The organism is Paenibacillus mesophilus (assembly GCF_005938385.1).
In the GTDB taxonomy this organism is placed as follows: domain Bacteria; phylum Bacillota; class Bacilli; order Paenibacillales; family NBRC-103111; genus Paenibacillus_AB; species Paenibacillus_AB mesophilus.
In genome coordinates this window covers 169,955-188,250 of sequence record NZ_VCRA01000005.1, presented here as the reverse complement: position 1 = coordinate 188,250, position 18,296 = coordinate 169,955, and the positions used below count along the sequence as shown (strand labels likewise).

12 protein-coding genes are annotated in these 18,296 nt (G+C 53.6%); 11 read left to right on the top strand and 1 reads right to left on the bottom strand.

Annotation, left to right across the window (positions count from 1 at the left end):
* Positions 1–175: 175 nt before the first annotated feature.
* Positions 176–1,498 (top strand): ABC transporter substrate-binding protein, encoded by a 1,323-nt coding sequence (locus FE783_RS10785; RefSeq protein ID WP_138879355.1) that lies wholly within the window; start codon positions 176–178, stop codon positions 1,496–1,498.
* Positions 1,499–1,559: 61 nt separating this feature from the next.
* Here FE783_RS10785 and FE783_RS10780 read toward each other — a convergent pair whose 3' ends face one another.
* Entirely contained in the window at positions 1,560–2,114 is a 555-nt protein-coding gene (locus FE783_RS10780; RefSeq protein ID WP_138879672.1) for a glutathione peroxidase, read from the bottom strand.
* Between the two features lie 126 nt (positions 2,115–2,240).
* Between FE783_RS10780 and FE783_RS10775 the strand changes: the two genes are divergently transcribed.
* From FE783_RS10775 to FE783_RS10730, 10 genes are all read left to right on the top strand, one after another.
* The gene (locus FE783_RS10775) at positions 2,241–3,887 is read left to right on the top strand and encodes an ankyrin repeat domain-containing protein (protein ID WP_158301725.1); all 1,647 of its coding nucleotides are present in this window, start codon (positions 2,241–2,243) and stop codon (positions 3,885–3,887) included.
* 838 nt (positions 3,888–4,725) lie between these two features.
* The gene (locus FE783_RS10770; RefSeq protein WP_158301724.1) at positions 4,726–7,881 is read left to right on the top strand and encodes a chondroitinase family polysaccharide lyase; all 3,156 of its coding nucleotides are present in this window, start codon (positions 4,726–4,728) and stop codon (positions 7,879–7,881) included.
* Complete coding sequence (locus FE783_RS10765; RefSeq protein WP_138879352.1) at positions 7,878–9,197, top strand: ABC transporter substrate-binding protein; 1,320 nt, start codon at positions 7,878–7,880, stop codon at positions 9,195–9,197. Before FE783_RS10770 ends, FE783_RS10765 begins: the two co-directional genes overlap by 4 nt.
* 48 nt (positions 9,198–9,245) lie before the next feature.
* Entirely contained in the window at positions 9,246–10,586 is a 1,341-nt protein-coding gene (locus FE783_RS10760; RefSeq protein ID WP_158301723.1) for an ABC transporter substrate-binding protein, read from the top strand.
* Between the two features lie 131 nt (positions 10,587–10,717).
* On the top strand, positions 10,718–12,211 hold the full coding sequence (locus FE783_RS10755; protein WP_238402987.1) for an ABC transporter substrate-binding protein: 1,494 nt from the start codon (positions 10,718–10,720) through the stop codon (positions 12,209–12,211).
* Positions 12,212–12,235: 24 nt separating this feature from the next.
* On the top strand, positions 12,236–13,705 hold the full coding sequence (locus FE783_RS10750) for a sulfatase family protein (RefSeq protein ID WP_138879350.1): 1,470 nt from the start codon (positions 12,236–12,238) through the stop codon (positions 13,703–13,705).
* 157 nt (positions 13,706–13,862) lie between these two features.
* A complete protein-coding gene (locus FE783_RS10745) occupies positions 13,863–14,798 on the top strand; it encodes a carbohydrate ABC transporter permease (protein ID WP_138879349.1) in 936 nt (311 codons plus the stop codon).
* 12 nt (positions 14,799–14,810) lie between these two features.
* Entirely contained in the window at positions 14,811–15,653 is an 843-nt protein-coding gene (locus FE783_RS10740) for a carbohydrate ABC transporter permease (RefSeq protein WP_138879348.1), read from the top strand.
* A 19-nt stretch (positions 15,654–15,672) separates the two neighbouring features.
* A complete protein-coding gene (locus tag FE783_RS10735) occupies positions 15,673–17,547 on the top strand; it encodes a sensor histidine kinase (RefSeq protein ID WP_138879347.1) in 1,875 nt (624 codons plus the stop codon).
* Entirely contained in the window at positions 17,477–18,253 is a 777-nt protein-coding gene (locus FE783_RS10730) for a response regulator transcription factor (protein WP_138879346.1), read from the top strand. The genes FE783_RS10735 and FE783_RS10730 overlap by 71 nt, the downstream gene beginning before the upstream one ends.
* The last annotated feature ends 43 nt before the right edge of the window (positions 18,254–18,296 follow it).

The following is an 18,296-nucleotide window of genomic DNA, read 5'->3' as shown; positions in this document are numbered from 1 at the left end:
TTCGCTGCCGTTCTTGTCTTTCGAAATCGCAGATGCCCTGCAAAAAAGTGTATCTAAATCATCATTTCCTGCATTTGATTCGAATGATAAACGTCTTACTATTAGATCAAGCAAGACGACATACTAGTAAATCCGAAAACGTAAGAAGAAACAGGCAAAAGGGGGCCGATTTGTTTTGAACCATCGAAAAGAAATCCATTATAGCCGCATCGCAAGGCCGTTGACGGCAGCTTCTATAGTGGCGGCAATCGCCTTATTGACGGCTTGCGGTCCGAACGCGGAGAAAGAAAACGCGTCCGATAAGTCCGCCCAGCAGCAGCCGGTCAAGAAAGAGAACGTCGAGCTCGTATTTGCTTCCGACTCAGGATGGACCGTCGAAGCGTTTAACGAACGGTTCGGCGATACGATGAGGAAGAAGTTCCCGGATTACAAAATCAAATACATTCCGACCGGTGCGGGGACGTCGCTGCCGGAACTGGTTGCGGCCGGACAGCAAATCGACGTCTTTTGGGGAGCGGCAAGCACGACGATCGGGCGGATGAAAGAATTCAAGCTCGAGCTCGATATGAATGAGCTGAATAAAAAGCATGGTGTAAATGTAAGCGCTATCGACAAAGCGACGATGGACTCCATCCGCACTTTGTCCGACGAGAACAAGCTCTATGCGCTGCCGCTTATTTCCAACACCGGCGCTTTGTATTACAATAAATTGCTATTCGATAAATTCGGCGTGAGCTACCCCCAAGACGGCATGAACTGGGATCAAGTGCTGGAAGTGGCCAAGAAGTTGAAGCGGGTGGACGGGGGTACGACTTACTACGGAATCGGTTACGTGTATGCAAACCATATGATCTCTTCCTCGATCGCGCTTCCGCACGTCGATCAGAAGACGAACAAGGCGACTATCGTATCCGACGAGCGTTGGAAGATCGTGTTCGATAAAATACTCCAGATGCGGGAAACGGCGGACAAGAAAAAAATATATACGAACGAATTTCTTAAAGAGCAAAACACGGGGATGCTCGACGCCTTGGCCAACTTGTTCCAAAATACGGACATGTCCGCGATCAACTGGGATATGGTTACGTATCCGATCTACAAAGAATCGGCGAACAAAGGACCGCAGCCGATTCCGACGCTGTTCGGCATTACGTCCACGAGCAAATTCAAGGACGAGGCGATGGAAGTGCTCAAGCATATGCTGACGGAGGAAGTGCAGCTCGCCTATTCGGAGAGAGCGATCATTCCGGTTGTCCTGAACGACAAAATTATTAACGCTTTCGGCACGAAAAGCAGCATTTCGGGTAAAAACCTCAAGTCTATTATTAAGAACGGCTTCTCTCCGATGTCGTGGAAAAGCCCGCTCGAATCAAAAATATCGCCGATTTATTCCAGAGCGACGGACGACTACGTCGACGGCAAAGGTGATCTGAATACGATCATGAGAAACGCGGAGACGGAAATCAATAAGCTGCTTAGCGAGGAAACCAAGAAGTAAAGTTTCGTGATCATAGCTTTATGAGACAGGCTGCTGGAACACTGCGGCCTGTTTCTTTGCGTCATTTTACCGAAAGCAGTGACCTGATATATGGTTCTATCTCCGATGGTTCCGTCGTCGTTTCGTATCTATCGTATACTTGGCCGTCCCGGTCTATCAAAAATTTGGAGAAATTCCACTTGATCCCGTCACCGGCGTATAGGTCCGGATGCTTTTCCTGCAGAAAGCTTTGCATCCATAGTCCGTTCGGCGACTCGATATCGAAGCCTCGAAACGGAGCTTGCCGCACGAGATATTGAAACAAAGGATGAGCGGATGATCCTTGGACATCTACTTTCTCGAATAAAGGAAACGTCACTCCGAAGGTGCTTTCACAATAATTTTGAACTTCCGAATTGCTCCCGGGTTCTTTCCCGTTGAATTGATTGCAAGGAAAGCCGAGAATTTCAAAGCCTTGCTCGCGGTACTTATCATAAAGATTCTGGAGCTCGGCGAACTGTCGGGAATAGCTGCACCTGCTGGCCGTATTGACAAGGAGCAGAACTTTACCGCTGTGGCTGGACAATTCGACGCACTTTCCGCTCATGGCGTTTACTTGAAAATCATAAATAGACATCATATCATTTCTCCTTCATTTCCACTATGATTGTAAATATATAGTACGTTCCTATTGTTTATTGGTCAAATATATAAAAACAATAATCGTTATAGTTATTACTAATAACAGGAAAGGATGAACGAGGTGACCCACAATCGCAACGAACGATCCGGGGTAAACGGAAACAAGCCGATCGTGCCGGAAGCATTACGCATCGAACATGGTGACGACGCTTGGAATACGTTTGCCGGCTCCATCAGCGGAGACAGTGCGGCGCTGGAGCAGTTGCTGAGTCAGAATCCCGGTCTGGCCAATTGTTCATGGGGATATTACACGCCTTTGCATTTTGCCGTCAGGTTCGGACATTCCGATGCAGTCAAACTGCTGCTTCGCTATGGGGCGGATGCGACCGAGAAAACGTTAGGGTGGCAAGACACGCCTCTAACCAAAGCTCAAGATCGGGAATATGTAGCCATCGCGCGTATGCTGGAGGAGCACCTGTCGCGAAACTATCAGACGTCGCCGGCCGGAAGCGGTATCGCGGAGCTGATCAAAGCTGGCCTGCCAGACAAGGCGCTGAACGAATTGGACAACCGCCCGGATTTGATTCATAGCGGCGATGAACGCGGCAACACACCGCTGCACTGGGCGGTCCTTACCAGGCAAATCGGGCTCATTGACGAATTGCTCCGACGCGGAGCGGACTTTCAAGCCGCGAGAGCGGACGGCGCGACGCCGCATCAGCTTGCCGTCGAAGGCGATTATTGGTTCCGGGCCAATCGCGACTTAAATCCGCAAGCGCTGCGCAATCAATGGTTTCTGCAAGGATATGTGGTCGCCCGAAGCGGCGTATACGACATATGGACCGCCGCCGCCGTAGGGGATTCTGAACATATGGCCGCATTGCTGAGGGAAGACCCGTCACTCGTGAACCGGAAAAATAGCGTGGACAAAAGACCGCTGAGCTACGCGGCCAGGCAAGGGCATACGGCTGCGGTCAAGCTGCTGCTGGCGCACGGGGCCGACCCGAACATGGATGAAAGGGGGGCGGCGCGCGGAAGTGCGCTATGGGGCGCCGTTATGGACGGGCATATGGAGTGCGTCAAACTGCTGCTTGAGCAAGGCGCGGATCCGAACGGCTCCGTGGAGGCGGGGGCAAGCCCGTTAGGCCTAGCGATAAAGAAGGGCTATCATGAAATGGTCAGCTTGCTCTATTCGTACGGAGCTTCGATGACGTTGGATTTGGCTTGCTGGACCGGGCGAATCGATTTGGCTGCCGAAATTATTAAAGGCTCTCCTTCTTCGGTAAATGAGGGCGGCGATTACGGACCGCTCTGCATGGCGGCAGGATACGGGCATATGGACATTGTCAAAATGCTGATCCGCAGCGGAGCGGATTTGAATGCACCATGGTACGCGAACAACTATATCGGCTATGCCGTCGATACCGGGATGGACATGGTAAGCTATTTGCTTGATTCGGGAGCCGACCCGAACAACGCGAACTGGCTCGGCGTTACGTATCTCCATAAAGCGGCATGGCTCGGCAACGTCCCGTTCGCGAGGCTGCTGCTGAAGTATGGAGCCGATCTCCATGCGGTCGAGGCGGAATACGATTCGACTCCGCTCGGATGGGCGGCGAAGTTCGGTCAAACGGAGATGGTCCGGTTTTTGCTGGAGCATGGGGCCGACCCGAGCTTGCCTTCGGATACGGCTTGGGCGCATCCGGTTGCATGGGCGAAACGCAAAGGACACGAAGAGATCGTTGCGCTGCTCGCGCGCAAGGCGTAATCATGGAATCGCAAAGCGAATACAAGCAACGGCCGGCCTGGCATAGGTCGGCCTTTTTTTTGTTTATGGAAATCGTCGGTCCAGGGGTATCGGCTGCAGCCGCTTTTTGCCATATTGGTACAATCATCTCTACCGAAATCGCCATTATGGCAAATGAAGCGTATTCATGCTTCAAGCCGCTCTTTAGCTTCGTCGTGCAAGCGCTTCATTTCAAAAGTTAATTTTATTATAGACATAAGTAAGGCGAGCGCTTTATCTCTAATAGGCGGGCCGTACTGTGCAGGCATCCTACACGCAGCAATTGCAGGCTATTGTCGCAATTCTTTCGTAAAGTTTAAAGATACGTCGTTATTCTAATGAAAATGGAGGCTGCAATCGCTTGTAATTGTCCAAACAGCCATAATTGGCTCATTTTGAGAGGCGGAAATCGGGCGATGGAACTTTATACCATTTGACGACAACTAACCTAACATCCAGGAAAAAGAACTTAATGAACGATAGTTTTCACGAAGACCTCATTCTTTTACTTAAACTTAATTTAAATATTGACAGAAGTATACTCCCGATATTATGCTAATGATTAGAAAGAGATGCACCTTAGTGACTTGAAGCGTAATTAGCGTTGGTAATGAACGGTGAGAGCAGCTGTCATATCGCGGAACTATCGGGGTGCTACTACATAGTAGTCAAATCATTCGCATCGATCTTATCGGATTCGTGCGAGCGTCGACCGAACCAATCGGAGACACCGGTATTTCGCATCCAATTGCGGACGGTGTTTCTTTTTGTGTTCCGGATGTACCGGCTGACCAAAGAGATCCAAGGGGGAATGAAGCAAATGGAAAATGAGCTAGTGCGGCGAGAAGACGAGACTAACCGGAATCAAGGCATTGCCGACGACGGCACCTTCGACCGGGCGGAATCGTTTGAGGGAGAAGACGTACCGGCTGCATGGCAAGCGAAAGGTGAAGGCGCGCTTAGTATATCCGGCGTACATTACAAGCACGGGAGGCAGTCGCTGAAATGGCAATGGGGCCGCAATAGCAAGCTTGTCGCGAGCAAGCCCCGCTTCTTGGAACAGGCCGGACGCAGCAGAAACGGCGGCATGCGAATATGGATCTACATGGAGTCGGCAATTGAGGGAGCGCTTACATTCCGTCTGGGGAGCGCAAAGGAATTGGAAAACGGCCACCCGCGGTGCGAATTCGAGATCCGCACCCATTTTACCGGCTGGCGCGGCATCAATATTCATTTCCGTGAAGATGGAGGGAGCGGAAAGGAGTCTCTCTGGAGTACCGATACGGCGCTGGACACGATGGAGATAACACCGCCCGCCGATCGGGATGAAGGCGCCGTGTTCTTCGATGTAGTCGAATTTGTCGATCACATCCCGGCATCGCGTTCTTCCGATTACCAGATTCCGTTCCTTCGCCAGAAGACGAACAAAGGCAAAGGCGGATCATGGGACCGTTCCTTCCACTTCAGCCGGCAAAGTCCGCAGCTTCCGCTTCCCGAGACGATATCGCCCGAGCAGGTTCAGGCGTTTGCGACGATCGCCCGGAGAATGGAAGATTGGGTATACGGGGTAAACCCGGATTTATCCAGAGAACCGCTGCAAATACGGCATGAAGCTTTGCAGACGTTTGTCCGGCAAGGGCTGAGAAACTATGACGAGCTTCGGTTGAAGCGGGATGATAACGGTTACATTACAGGCGTCCCCTTGTTCTCGAGCCGCTCCGCTCACGGACCCGAGTTCGGCGCTACCGTATCCCGCAAAATTTTCTTGCCGCTAGTGTTCGATTACAAAATCAACGGCAGCATCGAAAGCAAGCAAAAGGCGCTCGAGCTGTTCGATCATTTCCACGATCAGGGCTGGGCTGCCGGCAGCGGGCTGGAGACGCTCGATCATGAAACGAACCGGAATAACGGATACTTTTTCGCCTTCTTCCTAATGCGCGAGCATCTCCGCGAGACAGGCCGGCTGGAGCGGGAGATGGCGACGGCGCACTGGTTTCTGAACATGGGCAAAACGTACGGGACACCCGGCGTCGATTATTTGGAAACGACCGCAGACGAGGTGCGCACCCGGTTCGTCTACAAGCTGCAAGTTGTTCTGGCGATGGACGACACGCCCGAGAAAGTAAGGCATATGCAGGGACTGCTCGCTTGGATGAATCATGCACTGGCCGTCGCTCCGGGATTCGCGGGTACGATCAAGCACGATTATATGGGCTTCCATCATCGTGGGGTGTATATGAGCGCCTATGCGCCTAACGCTTACCATACCGCCGCCCTGATCGTGTATTTGCTGCACGGAACGCCGTTCGCTTTATCCGCACAATCCGTCGACAACTTGAGGCAATCGCTGCTTACCTTGAGAACCGTAACGAACAAATATGACGTTCCCGTCGGAATAGGCGGAAGATTCCCGACCAAGGGAGGGATTACGAACGAAATATTGCCCGCATACGCCTACATGGCGCTGGCCGGAGATCCGATCGACCGGGAGATGGCGGCCGTATTCATGCGATTGTGGGAGCCGGAGTCCGACTATTTGAAGGAAAAGCTGTTTCCCGAAGCGAGCTCCGACAGCGTGCAATATATCGATACGCTCGGAGGCGTGCAGCTCATGCTGCAGCTCGCGGATCAGGGTCACCTGGCGGAGGACAGCCCGAACGGTTGTTGGGTTAAGCCTTCCTCTGCACTCGCGGTGCTGCGGCGGGAAGACTGGATGGTATCGACGAAGGGCTGGAGCCAATATGTGTTCGACTTCGAAGCGCACGGGCGCCGAAATACGGAATCGGTTCACAAGTTCACCGAAGGCGAGAACGTATACGGGCGATATATCAGCTATGGAGCGATGCAAATTTTGTCGGCCGGCAGCCCGATCAATGCGGTGGACAGCGGATATGCACTCGATCACGGCTGGGATTGGCGCCGCTGGCCCGGAACGACGGCGAAGCGGGTGCCGCTTGAAGAGATGAAGGTCGGCAAGAACGGGTCGGAGAACGGCATGTTCAATGAAAATACCCGTTCGTTCAGCGACGAATCGTTCGTCGGCGGCGTGACGAGCGAGGATCGGGACGGAATATTCGCCATGAAGCTGCATGACACCGTTTTCGACCCGAGCTTCCGCGCCGTTAAATCGTATTTTTATTTCGGCAGCCAGATTGTGGCGCTCGGTACGAACATTTGTAACGAAGACGACGAGCATCGGACGGAGACGACCTTGTTCCAATCCTATATGCCCGAGCCGCGCATGCCGATCGAAGTGCAATCTATCCCGATTAATCAATTTCCGTATATATGGCAAAACGAGAAGTCAGGCCCGGTCTGGTTCACCGACCCTTACGGAAACGGCTACATAGTCCCAGATCCCCGGGGGCTCCATATCGAGCGGGATATACAGCAATCGATCGATCATCGAGGGGTTCATGAGACGACAGGCAGCTATACGACGGCTTGGATCGATCATGGACTGCAGCCTCATGGCGCCGAGTACGAATACGCCATATTGATTCAGACAACGCCCGACAAATTAGCCGAATTTGCAAGTAATCCTCCTTACAAGGTCGTTAGCAATAATGGCAAAGCTCACATCGTGGAGCATGCGGGAATGCGGGCCACGGGATATGCCGTCTTCGACGAGACGGCGGATTTGGCAGAGGGTTTGTTGAGCAAGACGAGCGCACCGATTACAGCCTTCGTTAAGGAGAGGGCGGGAAGTCTCGTCGTAAGCGTAGCCGATCCCGATCTGCGTCTGCCTAGAAAACCGAACCAGCGCATGGAAGATCATGTCGCGTGGACCGAGAGCAAGGCGGAGAAAGTGACGATCGAGCTGCAAGGAAAATGGAAGATCCGGGAGCAAACCAAAGGAGAGTTTCCGGCTGTGATCGCGGAATACGGCGACAGCTCCACGATTATCGAATTCGTCTGCCGTAACGGCGATACTACGGAATTGGTATTAATCGAATATAGGGGGAACGAAAGATGAGAAAACGATGGAAGCTGGCCATACTGTCTATGTCGATTACCGCCCTGCTTGCAGGCTGCTCGGGAGGACAAACGAGCGGCAGCGAAGGCAAGAAACAGACGGAAGCCCCTCAAGCTCCGGTGAAACTGATCGTCTACACGTACAGCTCAAGCTTGACCGACGCCGAATTTCAGCAATACTTTGTTGAACCGGTTCAGCGCAAATATCCGCACATCTCGTTCACGCTGATCAACCGGAACGGCGATGAGAATACGCCCGAGAAGTTGATGGCAACGGGCACGTACCCGGATATTTTGCTGGTCAGCAACATTTACATCGGCATGTTCAACCAGCTCGGGATGAATATGGATTTAAGCGAAATGGTGCAGAAGACGAAAATGAACGTAAGCAAGTTCGATCCCGGCGCGATGGATGCGATTAGACAGTTCGGTACGAAAAGCCAGCTGTTCGCGATTCCGTTCTCGATGAACTACGGCATGACCGCGTACAACAAAGACATTTTCGATCAATTCGGCGTATCGTATCCGAAGGACAAGATGACGTGGAACGAGATGCTTGATCTGGGCAAGAAGCTGACCCGGAAGGAGAAAGGAATCTCTTATATCGGCATCGATCCGGGGCCCGTGGATCAGATGAAGGAGCAATATTCGCTGCCATACGTCGACGAGAAACAGGAGAAGCCGGTCATTAATACGGACGGCTATCAGAAGCTGTTCTCGCTGCTCAAGCAGTTTTATGAAGTACCCGGCTATATCGGTGACAAAGCGAAGTTTGACTATGGCCGCAATGCATTCGTGAAAGACCGGAACTTGGCCATGCTGCCGACCTGGGGCAACGGGGTGCTCGGCACGTTGGAAGAAACCGCCCAGCAAGGGGTACAGCTGAATTGGGATCTCGTGACGCAGCCCGTCTTCGCGGATCGGCCCGATTACGGCAGACCGGCGAACATGCCCGTCTTTATGGTTTTCCCGAAAAGCCCGAACAAAGATGCCGCGTTCCGCGTCATCGAGACTCTCGTCTCGGACGAAGTGCAAACCGCCTTGAACAAAAAGGGACGTTTGACCGTGCTGAACGACGAGAATATTAAGAAGCAATTCGCATCCGAGCTGAAAAGCTTCCAAGGGAAAAACGTTCAGGCCGTCTTCAAGCTGAAGCAGGCGCCCGGCACTGTATTGACCGATTACGACGTGGAGCTGAAGAAAATCGTTCAAGAAGCCGCCAAGGATATGGCCCAGAACGGCAAAGACGTCAACACGGCGCTGCGTGAGGCGCAAGATAAGGCGGTAAAGAAGATGGCCGAGCTGAAATCGAAATAAGCGAGCGGCGCAACCGGAATATCGATGATGAGACGGGAGGATGGCACGATGGGAATCCGAATCCGAAGATGGGCCGGCGCGGCGGTTCCGCTGGCGATTGTCGCGGCAATGGCGGCTGGCTGCGGCAGTAGTGGCGAACCGGCGGCGGGCAACGATGCCGGTAAAAATGCTCCGAAGGAGAAGCAGGAACCGGTTACGCTGCGGTTTTATACCGGGGACAAAGATTACGCACAGCGGTTCAAGACGGAAATCGCCGATAAAGTCAAACAAAAGTATCCTTACATTTCGTTCGAGTTCCAAGGCGCGGACAGCGGCAAAGAGATCCAGGATTTGGTCGTAGCGAAGGAAACTCCGGACATTTATTATCAGGGTACTTCCGCTTTGGACAATCAGCTGGTGAAGCTGAATTTGCATTACGATTTGGCCGAACTGGTCAAGACGAACAAGTTCGATCTGAACCGGATCGATCCCGCCTATATGGATGTGATCAAAAGCGCCTCCGCCACCTACGGGGGCACGTATTACGGCCTTCCCGTCACCGCATTTACACCGGTATTGTTTTACAACAAAGACATCTTCGACAAGTTCGGTGTCGCTTACCCGAAGGACGACATGACGTGGGACGACGCATATGAATTGGCGAAGCGGCTGACCCGGTATCAGGATGGAGTGCAGTATCGCGGCATAACGATGAATTTCCCGTACTTGCTCGACAACAATCAGTTGGGCGCTCCGTACTTTCATCTGACGGAGAACAAGGCGGCCGTCAACACGGACGCCTGGAAGTCGATCTTTACGACGCTGACGCGGTTTTATTTGCTGCCGATGAACGCCAAGCTGGAGAAGCTGAGCCGGGTCAAAGAGGTGCAGGCGTTCACGGGGACGCGCGTGTCGGCGATGCATGCCGACGTAACCGCGGCAATCGAAAGCTTCCCGGACGATTTCACCCGCTGGGATATGGTATCGATGCCGACAATGAAAGAAGCGCCGGGCATCAACTTTCAGACGAATCCGCGGTTTTACTACATCATGAGCTCGAGCAAGCATAAGCAGGAAGCGTTCCGCGTCATCGATTTCGTACTGTCGGAAGAGATGCAGATGGCGGCGAGCAAGGCAGGCAAAGCGACGGTCCTGACTAATCCGGACATCCGGAAAGCGTACGGCGAAAGCTTCGACAAAATCAAAGGAAAGCACGTCGAGGCACTTTACGCGAATAAGCATGTCAAGCCGTCTCCTCCGCGCGATCCGAAGCTGGTAACGGTTCCGGTTACTTCGTTCGTCAACGACGAGTTCAACAACGTTCTTTCAGGTCAGAAAGATGTCAATACCGCCCTGCGCAATATGGATGACGCAATCAATAAGGCGATAGCGGCGGAAATGGCCAAGTGAACGGAGAGCTGCGGCCCATACGTAAAAAAATGCCCCCCCGATGTAAGTTATGACTTCTTTTTCGCCCGCAATGACAGCGGTTACACTGAAACTGAAGTTGCATATCAATATTGATTTCAGGGGGGATCGGTTTGAAACGTTGGTTCATGATCGGAGCTTTGGCCGTGTCCGTAGCGCTGTCCGGGTGCACATCCGGCGGCGGGGACAAGGGCCAGGCAGCGGACAAGAAAGAGGAAGTCACGATTAAAGTAGCCGGCTTCAGCGATTTTTTCAAAGGCGATGACAGTCCGGGCATGAAAGTCGTCAAGGAGTTCAACGAGAAGAACAAGGGTAAAATCAACGTCGTCGTCCAGTATATGCCGAGCTCGCAGTACAGCACCGCCATACAGGCGGCGATAGCCGGTAAAGACCTGCCTGACATCTTCCTTACTCCGCAGGGGATGGATTTGCGACAAATCGTCAAGAACGGCTGGGCCAAGCCGATCGACGAGTATGTGTCCAAAGGCTTCAAGGACCGGTTCACGCAAGGCTCCTTCGAAGACGGCGTGAACGTGTTCGACGGCAAGGCATACAGCTGGCCGCTAGGGGGTCAAAACCTTCGTTCGATGCTGTATTACAACAAAAAAGTGATGAAGGACGCCGGTCTGGACCCAAACAAGCCGCCCAAAACATGGGACGAGCTGAGAGAAATGTCGAAGGTGATTACCCAGAAGGGGAAGGGCGACGTGTACGGTCTCATCTTCCCCGGGGGAGAGCCGACGCCGCTCGATCAAATTGTGATGGGGCTGACGGCCGGTTCGATTCCGACGCACGGCGACTTGCCAGGCTTCAACTTGAAAACCGGGAAGTACGTTTTCGATTCGAAGGAATGGATCGATGCCGTCAAGCTGCTGCAGGCGATGAAGAAGGATGGATCGATACTGCCTTCCTCGTATTCGCTGAAAGCGCCGGAGGCAACGGTGCTGTTCGGGGAAAACAAAGCGGCATTTTTCATCGACGCCAGATACCGGATGTGGCAAGTAAAGCGCGACGTTCCGAAGGCTGAGTTCGATATGTCTCCGGTACCGCAGCAGGACGGCAAAGAACCGTTTTACGGGTATTCGCTCGCAAGTAGAAGCGGGTATATGATATCATCCCACTCCAAGCATCCGGAAGCGGCCGGAAAGTTCATCGACGAGGCGTTCGCTTCGAAGCAGTTTTTCACGAACACGATCCAAAGCGGCGTCAGCATGACTCCGATCGACGAGCTGAATAAAGACAAATCGCTGTATCCTTATCCGGAATTCCAGACGTTCTATAACCTGCACCTGAACTCGATGAGGCTCGGCCCGAGCATGACGAAGCGCAATCCGAACACGGCGACGGTCGTCGCGGAGTTGGGCGAGATGAGGCAGTCGAAGGTGAAGCCGATATTCGGCGATCTGCTCGTCATGCTGCTGCTCGAGGATAAGAACAACGTCGAGACGGTGTTGAAAGATTACAACAACAAGCTGAACGCCGGTCTCCAGGAAGCGATCGACAAAGTGAAGAAGAGCGGCGCGGACGTCAGCTTGAACGATTTTACGTTCCCGAATTGGGAGCCGAGCAAAGACTACACCGACGACTACTATACGAAGTTAAAATAATCGATCCGGAAGGATGGGCAGCGCATGAACGTATTGGTCATCATGTCCGACGAGCATTCCAACAGCGTGATGGGCTGCAACGGGCATCAGGTAGCCAAAACCGCCACTCTCGACCGGTTGGCGCAGGAAGGGACCGTGTTTACGCGGGCTTATACGAATTGCCCTGTTTGTACGCCGGCGCGTGCAAGCTTCTTCGCCGGACGTTATGTGCACGAATTGGGAACATGGGATAACGCGACGCCGTACGACGGCAAACAGCCGGGGATGTCGCATCATTTGGCGAAGCATGGGCAGACGATGCACAGCTTCGGCAAGCTCGACCTGCATCCGGACGGCCAATATGAAGGGTTATCCGCAAGCCGCCCAGGACACCGCAAGCGCATCGATATCGGAGCGTTTTTCCGGCAAACGGGTGAAGCGAAGCCTCTCGTAGAGGAACGATACAAACGGATCGGAATACGGGAAGGGCAGAGCAACGATCAGCGGATTTTGGCCGAGACGGTGGAATGGCTGAAGCAGCGCTCGAATAAAGGGCGGACGGAGTCGCAAGAGCCGTGGTTTCTGTACGTCGGCTTCTCGCATCCGCACTTTCCGTTCTATGTGAAGCAGCAATATTGGGATTACTACGATAAGCTTATTACCGAAGTACCCGAATCGCTGAACAGGCCGTTTACCGAATTGAACGCGCCGCTGCAGTCGCTCCGCCACTATTTCCGCTCCGATGCGATTGATGAAGAGACGATCCGCCGCATGCACGTCGGCTATTATGCGCTTGTCCAAGAATTGGACGACAACATCGGCACGATCATCCGTACGCTCGAGGAAGAGGGCATGTACGACGATACGCTCATTATATATACGAGCGACCACGGCGAGCAGCTCGGACGGCATGGGCTGTGGTTCAAGTGCAGCATGTACGAGGAAACCGCCAACGTGCCGATGATCGTGAAAGGACCGCAAATCGCTCAAGGGCAGCGGGTCGATATTCCGGTCTCGCTCGTAGACATATACCCTACGGTATGCGAAGCGTTGAATGTCCCGCATCCGGAAGGCTTGCCGGGGAGATCGCTGCTGAAGCTGGGACGCGGGGAACAGGACAAAGAACGCAACGACTTCGTCTTCAGCGAGTACCATGCACATGGAATGCCGGTCGGCATGTACATGATCCGCTGGCGGCAGTGGAAATATGTCTACTACACGGACGGTGTTCAACCGCAGCTATTCGATCTGGAGAACGATCCGGAAGAAATGCGCGATCTTGTCGCTAGTTCCGGGGAGTCGCCGGCGATTCGGGAGGTGCTCGCGGCATGCGAGGCGAGGCTAAGAAGCGTCTGCGACCCCGATGAGGCGGAGAAGCGCGCCAAGACGTATCAGGCGAAAGTGAAGCGAGAGCTCGGACTCGAACGGTTCGATGTGGGGGACCCGGCTTCGAGCGGCTACGTGGACAGAGAATACGCGGTGCCGCATCCCGAGTATGCGGTGAAGCATCAATAATTGGGTCGGGCAGTCGCTTTTCGCAGGACTGCCTCTTTGTTTGGACCGAACTGCCGGCATGTAAAAATATTCCCCCCTCATGTAAAGCGCGACTGCCTTATGGAACCTTAATGACAGCGATTACAATAAACCTATACAAGGAAGGGGGAACTATACCATGACCGCAGTCAAGGGTGTCGCATCCATTAGCCGGAACAATCGCAATAAACTGCTGTTTTGCTATTTGTTTATTTTGCCGCAGCTCGTGCTTTTTCTCGCATTTACGATTTACCCGATTGTTATGAGTTACGTGTACAGCTTCTTTAACTGGAGCGGGTACGGAGCCGTAACCGATTTCATCGGCTTCGCCAATTATGCGGAGACGATCGCCGACCCGTTTTTTTGGAACGCGTTCAAGAACAGCTTCATCTTCATGTTCTTCGTCGTGCTCGTCCAAGTTCCGCTCGCGCTGTTCGTCGCGATTTTGCTGAATTCGTCGTGGCTGAAGGGCGCGACCGTATACCGGACGATTTATTTCTTGCCTGTCGTGACGACGACGGCCGTGATCGGGATCGTGATGCGGTTCATTTTCGGGGCTTACAAGGGGCTTGTCAACGAGCTGCTGATGGCGGTCGGCATTCTCGAGAAGCCGGTCGATTGGCTCGGTTCGATGGATACGGCGATGATGATCATCATTCTCGTAGGCATATGGAAGACATTCGGCATGAAGATGGTATACTGGCTGGCGGCGCTGCAATCGCTGCCGAAGGAGCTGTTCGAAGCGGCGAAAGTGGACGGGGCCGGGTGGTTCCAAACGTTCCGCTATGTGATGCTGCCGCTGCTAGCGCCCGTGGGCAGCGTCATTCTGCTTCTGTCCGCGGTGAATGCGCTGCACGTCTTCGATCTCGTGAAGTCGATGACGAACGGCGGGCCGGCTTTTCATACGGATATGGTCGACTTGTACATATACCGTTACGCCTTCGAGGGCGGGGGGATGCCAAGAGCGGGTTTCGCGTCCGCCGCCGGAGTCGTATACGGCTTCGCCATTTTATTCGTTTCACTCGCGCTCGGGTTCATCGTGAAAAAAACAGGCGGCCGACAATCGTCGCATTGAGGGGGGAACGGAATGCGGTTAACGGTGCAAGCAAAACAGATAGCGCGCTGGTGCGTTCATCTCGTATTAATCGTCTTCGGACTGATCTGGATATATCCGTTCATCTGGATGATATCTTCGTCGCTCAAGACGAATTCGGAGTATATTTCGAAAGGCTATAGCTTCCTGCCGGACAAGCTCCAGTTCGCCAACTACGCGAGAGCGTGGGAAACTGCCAAGTTTTCCACATACTTTCTCAATACGGTCATCGTCTCGGTGTTCGTCGTGGCAATCGTAGTCGCGGTGTGCGCCATGACCGGATACGTGCTCGGAAGATACCGTTTTCCCGGCAGAGTCGTCTTTTTGTCGCTTATAACGGCTACCTTGTTCATGCCGAAAGGGTATACGATCATTCCGATCTACTTCCTGATCAATTCGCTCGGACTCAACAATACGCTCGCCGGCGTCATCTTGGCCGAAGTCGGCGGAGCCCATGTCCTGTTCATACTGCTGTTCACCGCCCATTTCAGCGGACTGCCGAAGGAGCTGGAGGAAGCGGCGGAAATCGACGGCAGCGGATTCATCCGGACGTTCGCGCAAGTGATGCTGCCGTTGTCGAAGCCGATCCTGGCGACGACTTGCATTTTGCAGTTCATGTGGGCTTGGAACTCCTTTTTGTTGCCGCTCATCTTCACGCTCAACAAGCCTGATTTGCGGACGTTGGGCGTCGGGATGTACCAGTTCGTCGGCGAATTCAGCGTCGATTGGACGGGCATGGCTGCGGCGGCCAGTATTTCGCTGCTTCCGATCATCGTTATTTTCATAGCGTTTCAACGGTATTTCGTGGAAGGGGTCGCCGGCTCCGTGAAAGGATAATACGTAAGGGGAAGTCATCATGACAACGATCCGATTCGGCTTGACCGGCTTGTTCCGGAACATGAATGTGAAGAACAAGCTGCTGCTCCTGTTTTTCCTGATCGGACTTATCCCCGTCCTGTTTATTGCGCTCATCTTCTATCGTCAGTCGACTCGGGCGTTCGAGGAGGAGCTGAGCAAATATACGGTGGAAATCGCCAAGCAGGCGGGAGGCAGACTGGATTCCTTCGTGCAGGAGATGGAGCGGGTCGCCAATATCGTGCGCTTCGATTCCGATGTGCAAACCGTCCTTCACGGCTCGGGCGAGCCGATTGATCCCGGAACGGTCCATTCGATCCGGGCGGTGAGAAACTTTTTCGACAGCATCGGCAATTTCCGCAGCTATTTGAAGGGCATCTACCTCGTGACCGACTCGGGGATACTGGTCTACAACGGATCGGGGGAAGTGGCACGGCTCGGCTACTCGTTTCAGGAGGACGACTGGTATAGACAAATCGTGAGGCAGCCGCAATTCCGCTTGAATCCCGTTCATCCCCAATCGTATGTGAGAGACGAGCCGGTCGTGACGTTCTCATTGCGGCTGATGGACATCCGGGACTTCGCGACGAAAGGAACGCTGCTGTTCGACTTCTCGCCGACGATTATCCGCGAGATGAGCGAAACGATCCAGTTGGGCCGCACCGGGTACGTCTTCATGATGACGGAAGACGGGAATCACGTCATTCCTTCGCGGCATTCGTTGTCTTGGTTGAAGGAGGACGAAAGGCTGAAGCTTTTCCGGGGAAAACAATCGGGTCATTTCATGATGAAGGCCGCCGGGGAGAAGCTGCTGGTCGGATTCCATACGTCTGCCCAGACGGGTTGGAAAATAGTCGGCGTCGTTCCGTTTGACGAGCTGGCTACGGAAATGCAAACGATTCGTCTCGGGATTTTCCTCGCCGGCATCGCGGCCGTCATCGTCATTATCGTGCTGTCGACGGCCCTTAGCCGGATGATTACCCGTCCGCTCCAATTCTTAGAGAGCAAAATGCGAACGGTGGAAAGAGGCAATTTCGATGTGGCGATCGAGCTAAAGAGCCGGGATGAATTCGGCCGGCTCGGCATCGGCTTCAACCGGATGGTAAGCGAACTGAACCGGATGAAGAACGAAGTGTTTATGGCCGAGGTACGGGAGTACAGGCACCAGCTGCTTCGGAAAGACTCCGAAATGAAAGCGCTGCAGGCGCAGATCAACCCGCACTTTCTGTACAACACGTTGAACGTTATTGTCTGCATTGCCGAAGTGTACGAGGCTGAGGAGATCGTGTCCGTCAGCCAGTCGTTGTCGCATATGTTCAAATACAGCATCAGCGGCTCGTCCATGACAACGCTCGAAGATGAAATCGGGCATTTGAACGCCTATTTGAGCATCGTGCAGATTCGCTTTCCGGGCCGGTTTCGCGTCGATTGGAATGTCGATCCGGAGTTGCTTCCGTATCCGGTCATGAAGCTGATGTTTCAGCCGATCGTCGAAAACGCCGTAACCCATGCTTTCTTGAATGGAGAACGAACCGACCTTATCACAATAACGGCATCGAGAGGCGACGGATATGTCATGTTCCGAATCGAGGATGACGGGATCGGGATCGAGGAGGAGCGGCTGAGGCAAATTCGAGTGCGGCTTGAAGCGGAAGAGCCTGATTTCCATCAGCCGAAGGAGCATATCGGCCTGGAAAATGTGAAGATGAGACTGCGGATGGTGTACCGGGATCGGATCAAGCTGCAACTGCGAAGTCGGGTTGGTGAAGGAACGAGCGTGGAGATTGCGATCAGGGAAGGAGAAGATGACGGTGTATCATGCGCTGCTGGTGGACGACGAATTTTGGATGCTGGAAGGGTTGAAGAAGGTGATTAAGCGGGATTGCCCGGAGTACGCCGTGACGGCGGAAGCGAGGGACGGCCGCCAAGCGATCGCCTGTATGGAACAGGCCAAACCGGACATCGTCATAACCGATATCCGGATGCCGGGCATGGACGGCCTGCAGCTGCTCGAGGAGATGCGGCGGAGAGGATGGACGATTCCCGTATTGATCGTAACGGCCCACAGCGAATTCGAATATGCCAGGCAAGCGGTTCATTTCGGCGCATTCGATTATATCCTGAAACCGCTGAACCGGGCGCATATCGTCTCCGCGCTTTCCCGCGCCAAAGCCGTAATGGCTCCTGCCTCCAAAGGGCGCGCGGACGTTTTGGAAACGGTGCCGGTTACGCCGGTTCAAGGCAAAGAATTGGTCGAGAAAATCCGGCAATCGGTGTGCGAAACGTTTATGCACGACTTGTCCATCACCGACTTCTCCGGGCAGTTGGGTTTCAATGCTTCTTACTTGAGTCGGTTGTTCAAGCAGGAGACGGGCAAAGGGTTCGTGCAGTACGTAACCGAGCGGCGCATGGAAGCGGCGATCCGCATGATCCGCGGCGGGCAGCAAAGCATTACGGATATCGCGAGACAGGTCGGTTACGCGGATTACAAACATTTTCGCAAAGTGTTTAAGCAGTATACGGGCGCATCTCCCAAGCTATTTCAAATGCAGGGGGTCGAAGCGGACGAGATGGTCCAGTAGTAGGAGAGTGTTGGCCGGGACGAATCGTTCCGGTTTTTTTGCC